The 6258-nt window shown below is 66.2% G+C and carries 5 protein-coding genes and 1 pseudogene; 5 read left to right on the top strand and 1 reads right to left on the bottom strand.

Translation table 11 applies throughout. The features are described from left to right. The 5 genes and pseudogenes from ACTHJJ_RS11970 to ACTHJJ_RS11950 form a co-directional block, all read left to right on the top strand. Positions 1 to 310: pseudogene (locus ACTHJJ_RS11970) on the top strand (AAA family ATPase); the annotation flags it as partial. Continuing rightward, positions 307 to 1683, top strand: coding sequence for a CpaF family protein (locus ACTHJJ_RS11965; RefSeq protein WP_440303171.1), 1377 nt, complete (start codon positions 307 to 309; stop codon positions 1681 to 1683). The pseudogene ACTHJJ_RS11970 and the gene ACTHJJ_RS11965, both read left to right, overlap by 4 nt. Continuing rightward, entirely contained in the window at positions 1680 to 3644 is a 1965-nt protein-coding gene (locus ACTHJJ_RS11960; RefSeq protein ID WP_440303170.1) for a type II secretion system F family protein, read from the top strand. Before ACTHJJ_RS11965 ends, ACTHJJ_RS11960 begins: the two co-directional genes overlap by 4 nt. 2 nt (positions 3645 to 3646) lie before the next feature. Further along, positions 3647 to 4573, top strand: coding sequence for a type II secretion system F family protein (locus tag ACTHJJ_RS11955; RefSeq protein ID WP_440303169.1), 927 nt, complete (start codon positions 3647 to 3649; stop codon positions 4571 to 4573). A gap of 71 nt (positions 4574 to 4644) precedes the next feature. Next, positions 4645 to 6006 (top strand): hypothetical protein, encoded by a 1362-nt coding sequence (locus ACTHJJ_RS11950; protein ID WP_440303168.1) that lies wholly within the window; start codon positions 4645 to 4647, stop codon positions 6004 to 6006. A gap of 64 nt (positions 6007 to 6070) precedes the next feature. On the opposite strand, the gene ACTHJJ_RS11945 is transcribed toward ACTHJJ_RS11950, so the two are convergent. After that, on the bottom strand, positions 6071 to 6258 hold a 188-nt coding region (locus ACTHJJ_RS11945), incomplete at its 5' end, for a hypothetical protein (protein WP_440303167.1).

Raw genomic sequence — 6258 nt, 5'->3', positions numbered from 1 at the left:
CACCCTCGACATGCTCGGGGCCCCAAAGGAGAACCGTACCGTCGTCCTCAATCGGGCGGATCTCAAGGTCGGACTCGCCACCGCCGATGTCGAGGCGGCGCTCAAGGTCCCGATTGCCGCCGAAATCCCCAACAGTCTTGCTGTCACAGCGGCGGTGAACCGGGGGGTGCCGCTCGTTCTCGAGGACGGGCGCGGTCCCGTCAGCCTGGCCCTTCGACACTTCGTGGACCACGAAGTCCGGCAGCGCTTCGGGGAGACGATCCAGAACGGTGCAAAGCGCAGCTTCGGTCTGCTGAGGAGCAAGAAATGAGTAACCTCGCCGAGCGGTTGGACCGCGTGCGTCAGGTCCAGGGGGCTTTTGGCCAGTCAGCTGTCGAGCTGCGGGACCAATCCGGGCCCAAGAAGACGGTGGATCCCTTCGCCGCCGTCAAGGAGCGCGTGCACCAGGAGCTTCTCGACTCGCTCGGGCCACGGCTCTATGACCCACATCTTTCTGAGTCGGAGCTGGCGGGGCAGGTCCGCACGACCCTGCAGCAGGTGATCGACGCCGAGCAGACGCCGCTTTCGCACGCGGACCGCATCAAGATCTCCCAGGACATCTCCGACGACATCCTTGGGCACGGGCCGCTCGAGCCGTACCTGCGAGACGCCGAGGTCAGCGAGATCATGGTCAACGGTCCCCACTCGATCTACATCGAGCGGGCCGGCAAGCTCTATCCCGTCGATGCGCAGTTCGCGGATGATGCTCACTTGCGCCGCACGATCGACAAGATCGTCTCGCGAGTCGGCCGCCGCGTCGACGAGTCCAGCCCCTTGGTGGACGCGCGGCTACCCGACGGGTCACGTGTCAACGCGGTCGTTCCGCCGATCGCCTTGGACGGGTCGATGCTGACGATCCGCAAGTTCTCCGCGGATCCCTTCACGGACCGGGACCTCATCTCGTTCGGGACGTTGTCCGTCGCCACCCGAGACTTCCTAGAGGCGTGTGTCCTCGGCCGGCGCAACATCATCATCTCGGGTGGTACAGGCTCGGGAAAGACCACGACGCTGAACGTCATCAGCTCCTTCATCCCGGAGGACGAACGGATCGTCACGATCGAGGACGCCGCCGAGCTCCAGCTCCGGCAGGACCACGTCCTGCGCCTGGAGTCGCGTCCGCCGAACATCGAAGGCAAGGGTGCGATCCCCATTCGGGAGCTGGTCCGGAACTCCCTTCGTATGCGCCCCGACCGGATCGTCGTCGGTGAGGTCCGCGACGGAGCAGCGCTCGACATGCTGCAGGCGATGAACACTGGCCACGACGGCTCCCTCACGACCGTCCACGCGAACACCCCACGCGACAGCCTGTCCCGTCTGGAGACGATGGTGCTCATGGCGGGGGTCGACCTGCCGGTCCGGGCGATCCGGGAACAGGTTGCCGGCGCTGTCGACCTCATCATCCAGCAGACCCGACTCAAGGACGGTTCGCGCCGCATCGTGGCCATCACCGAGGTCGTCGGCATGGAGGGTGAGGTCGTCACGTTGCAGGACATCTTCACCTTCGACTACTCCGCCGGCCGAGATGAGAACGGCCGCTTCCGAGGACAGCTGATTCCGACCGGCATCCGGCCGAAGTTCACCCAGGACCTGGCCGATCTCGGAATCGAACTGCCGGTCCAGATCTTCTCCAGGCTGGGGTTGTGAACTCCAGGCTGGCCAGGGCGCTTTTCGCGTCGGTTGTCGGTGTTGCCTACCTACTCATTGGAGCAACGGTCGCGTCAGCAGACGACCCGTTCAGCGTCACCGTGACTGACGTGAAGTCCAGCGGCAGCACCGTGAACGGTGTGCTGACCTTCCGCGGCCCCGATGTGGTGACGGTGGACAGCGGCAGTCTCGTCATCACGATCGACGGGAAAGCTGTTCCGGCCACGATCGACAAGACGACGACGATCAACCGCACCGCGATGCTCGTGATCGACACGAGCGGGTCCATGGGGCGCGCCGGGATGGCCACGGTGAGGTCAGCAACCCAGGCCTTCCTTCGAGAAGCGCCGAAGGATGTGCGGATCGGTGTCGCCTCTTTCGCCGACACTGCAGGGGTTGATCTGAAGCCCACCGCTGATCGAGCGGCAGTCCAACGCGTGGTCAACGGCCTGGCCTCTCGGGGTGACACCAGCCTCTATGCCGCGGTCAAGATCGCGGTGGCAGCTCTCGGATCCGACGGCGACCGCAGCATCGTCCTGCTCAGCGACGGCGCTGACACCATGAGCAAGGACAGGCAGGCAGAGCTCGCTCGAGTGACCGCCGCGGTGCGCCAGGCCGGCGTCCGCGTCGATGTCGTGAAGTTCAAGACGGACGACCCCGATGCCAGCGGTGCTTTGAGCCAGATCGCCAAGTCAGGGGGTGGCTCGGTCATCGCGGCCGAGAGCGGTGACGCCGTCACGGCGGCCTTCCAGAACGCCGGCCGCGCCCTCCAGTCCCAGGCAGCGTTCCAGGTACAGGCCACCCTTCCCGTCACCGGTGCCCACAGGATCGGCGTCAGCGGAACCGCAGGAGGGCGGCCCTTCAGCGTCGCCCAAGCGGTTGATCTGGGTGGGCAGCCGGCGCCCAGCGTGGGGCCGTCCGTGGCTCCGCCCACGGGCGCGCCGCCACAGGCACCGCCGCCCATCACGAACTTCACGATGGCCCCGTCCAGGATGCCGATCATCGGAGCCTCGATTCTGGGGGCGGCGCTGTTTCTTCTCGCTTTCGCGGTCCTGACGCCGAAGCTGCAATCGAGGCGAGCACGTAGGCTGGAGGGACTGGAGGCCTACGTCTCGCCGATGAACCTCGTGTCCAGGTCTGAGAGCAAGACCCACGCTGCACCGATCAGCGAACAGCTGGTCGACCTTGGCGAACGGGCCATGAAGGGCCGCAAGTCAACGGCTCGGACGCTCGAGCTCATCAACCGGGCGGACCTGCCGCTGCGTGCTGGCGAGTGGTTGGTGCTGAGGGTTGCTGCCGTTGTCGTGGCCGTGGCGCTCCTGCTCATGCTGATGGACTCCACCCTGTTGGGTGTCATCTTCGGGGTAGTCGGAGGGCTCTTGCTCCCGCAGGTGTTCTTGCGCCTTGCGGCGGCGCGCCGAGCGTCCGCCTTCGAGCGAATCCTGCCGCAGTCCTTGCTACTGGTCGCAACGAGCCTCAAGTCTGGCTTCGGACTGCCCCAAGCGCTCGACTCTGTCGCCCGAGATTCCGCGGAACCAGTCGCCAAGGAGATGTCCAGGGCCTTGGCCGAGACCCGGATCGGCACCGACATCGCGGACGCGCTGGACCACATCACCGAGCGGATGGGTAGTAACGCCATGGGGATGGCCGTAATGGCGATCCGCATCCAGCGTGAGGTGGGCGGAAACCTGGCTGAGACCCTGGAGAAGACGGCGAGCACTCTGAGAGAGCGGGAGGCCCTTCACCGACAGGTGAAGACGCTCTCCGCCGAGGGTCGGCTCTCCGCGTACATCCTGATTGCTCTGCCGATCGGTCTGTTCTTCTACATGTTGGGTGTCAACCCCGAGTACATCTCGTTGCTTTGGACCACTGGCATCGGTCTCGGGATGTCTGTCGGCGGAATCGTGATGTTGGTAATCGGCGTCCTCTGGATGCGCAAAGTCGTGCAGATCGAGGTATGACCATGACGATCGTGTACACCGGCATCGGGCTCATCGCGGCTGCGGTCTTCACGCTCGTACTGGTGGTCGCTCTGGGGCTGACTTCCGGTGGGCCCACCGGGGTCGCGAAGTCCCTGGCCCTCATCGATGGAAGCGTGGGAGAAAGGACGGTCGTCAAGACAGACCTGGCGACGAAGGACCGCCTCGTGACCCCGATCTTCGACCGAACGCGAGGACTCGCGACGGCGCTATCCCCCTCGGGGACCACCGAGCGCCTGGCCAAGAGCCTCGATCGGGCAGGTAACCCCTCCCCCTGGACCGTGGAGCGGGTCATGGGCGTCAAGGGGACGGCGCTCATCGTCGGTGCACTTCTTGGATTGCTCTACGGCGGGGGTCTCAGCTTCTCGGGCATCCTCGTCGCGTGTGCCCTCGGCGTCGGATGCTTCTACCTGCCCGACCTGCTCCTCTACAACGCCGGCCTGAAGCGTCAGGAGCAGGTCGCCAAGGGCCTTGCCGAAGCCCTCGACATGCTGACCATCTGCGTCGAGGCCGGTCAAGGTTTCGACTCAGCCCTTATGCGCGTTGCCAGGAACACTGAGGGCCCGATCGCGGGTGAGTTCGCACGTGTGATCTCCGAGATCCAGATCGGCAAGTCCCGAGGCGAGGCGTTCGCCGCCCTCGGCGACCGCGTGGTTCTGCCTGACGTGAAGAACTTCGTGTCGTCGATCGTCCAGGCGGACCGCTTGGGCCTTCCCATCGCTGCGGTTCTCCGGGAACAGACGAGCGCCATGCGCCTCGCTCGGCGCCAGAAGGCCGAGGAGAAGGCCCAAAAGGTCACCGTCAAGATCCTCTTCCCGATGTTGCTCTTCATCTTCCCGGCCATGTTCATCGTCATCATCGGCCCGGGCGCGATTCGAATGATCGAGACCTTCTCGGGCACCGGTCTGTGACCTCGGCGGCCACTTCTGGATCGCCGCTTCCCAGCGGGCAGCGACCGTCGGGTCCGCCGCGGCGATTCGTGGTGGCACTTCCGGGGCTGTTTGGCGTCTTCGTCGTCCTGAAGACGCTTGGCCCGATCTCGGACCCGGACAGCTTCTGGCACATCGCCGCGGGCACGCTCGTGCGCCAGCAGCACCAGTTCGTGGTCGCGTCCGACCCGTGGAGCGCCACCGCTGCCAGGCCGTGGATCCTCAACCAATGGATGCCCGAGGTCATGATGAGCTGGGCGAACGACGTGGCCGGCCTGCCCGGTGTCGCCTGGCTCCACGCGGCGGTGGCCCTCCTCGTCACCGCCACGATCTGGCTGACCTGTCGCGCACGGGCTTCGATCCTCACCGCCACGCTGGTCACCGCCGTCGTCTTCGTATCCCTGGCTGGCAGCATCTCCCCGCGGCCGCAGATGGCGACCTTCGCCTTCCTTGCCATCACCGTCCACTTCTGGTTGCGTACGGCGCGCGACCTCCGACCGCGCTGGTGGTTGATCGCCCTCTCCTGGCTGTGGGCCTGTTCCCACGGCCTCTGGTTTCTCGGCGCCGCGGTCGGGGCCGTCGTCATCGGCGGACTGCTGCTCGATCGCCGCGTGGGGCTGCGTGGTGCCATTCGGCTGGCGGTCATCCCGCTTGGTTGCGTCCTCGCGGCTGCGCTCACTCCCGTAGGGCCGGCGCTGCTGACGTCGCCTTTCCAGGTCGCCGGGGTCACCAAGTACATCAGCGAGTGGCAGCCAACCCCGATCCTCGAGCTCTCCTCGATCGCGATGCTCGCGCTCATCGCACTCCCCGTGGTCCGCATGGCACGTGGCTCGCACGCCGGCTCCTGGGTGACGATCCTCCTCCTCGGCTCGGCGCTCGTGCTCGGTCTCATGCAGACGCGAACGGTTGGCGTGGCGGCCATCATGGCCGCGCCCGCGGCGGCTGAGGCCCTGCACAAGCTCAGCGGCCTCCGCAGAGAGGCGGGCACGCGGCCCGAGGTCCTGTTCGGGGCGGTCGCGGGCCTCGCCGCGCTCATGATGGCGGCGGCAGTTGCGCCGGCGATCGCCGCCCAGCCGGGACGCGGACCGAACGGCCTGAATACTCAGCTGGATGCACTCCCGGCAGGAACCGTCGTCTGCAATGACATGACGATCGGGGGCTGGCTGATCTATCGGCACCCTGACCTCAAGGTCGTCTTCGACACCAGGGTCGAGATCTATACGCCGAGATTCATCGAGGACTACCGAGGCGCAATGGCTGGCTCTCCCGGATGGCAGGCGTTCGTAGAGCGAACCACCTGCAGCGTCGCCCTGCTCGAAGAGAAGGCGCCTTTCGTGCACGTGCTCAAGCAGCAGCACTGGCAGGTCCTCGTCACCACCGACGGTATGGTCCTGCTCGGCAAGCCCGGAAACTGATCCCCGAATAGCAATGGTGGCGTGCGCAATTCGCGCACGCCACCATCGTGGTTCCCGATAAGGGTCAGACCGCTCTCAGCGTGGGCTGGGCCGTCAGCCGGTGCTCGCCACGGAGCAGCGCGGCTGCCTTGGCGCGCCGGACGCCACTGCGACGACGGCGCGGAGCGACAACCGGCTTCGGCTCGGGCTCGTGCTCGAGGTCCTGGCGCAGCCGCTCGAGGATCGCCCGGTGCAGGCGGGAGACCTGCATCT

It is taken from the genome of Intrasporangium sp. (assembly GCF_051961875.1).
GTDB lineage: Bacteria > Actinomycetota > Actinomycetes > Actinomycetales > Dermatophilaceae > Intrasporangium_A.
Note: the sequence above shows the minus strand (reverse complement) of the source record. Positions and strands in the feature narration are given on the sequence as shown.

Excerpts from the sequence above, each read along its gene's own strand:
- ACTHJJ_RS11965 (WP_440303171.1), top strand. The coding sequence starts at position 307 with ATGAGTAACCTCGCCGAGCGGTTGGACCGCGTGCGTCAGGTCCAGGGG.
- ACTHJJ_RS11955 (WP_440303169.1), top strand. The coding sequence starts at position 3,647 with ATGACGATCGTGTACACCGGCATCGGGCTCATCGCGGCTGCGGTCTTC.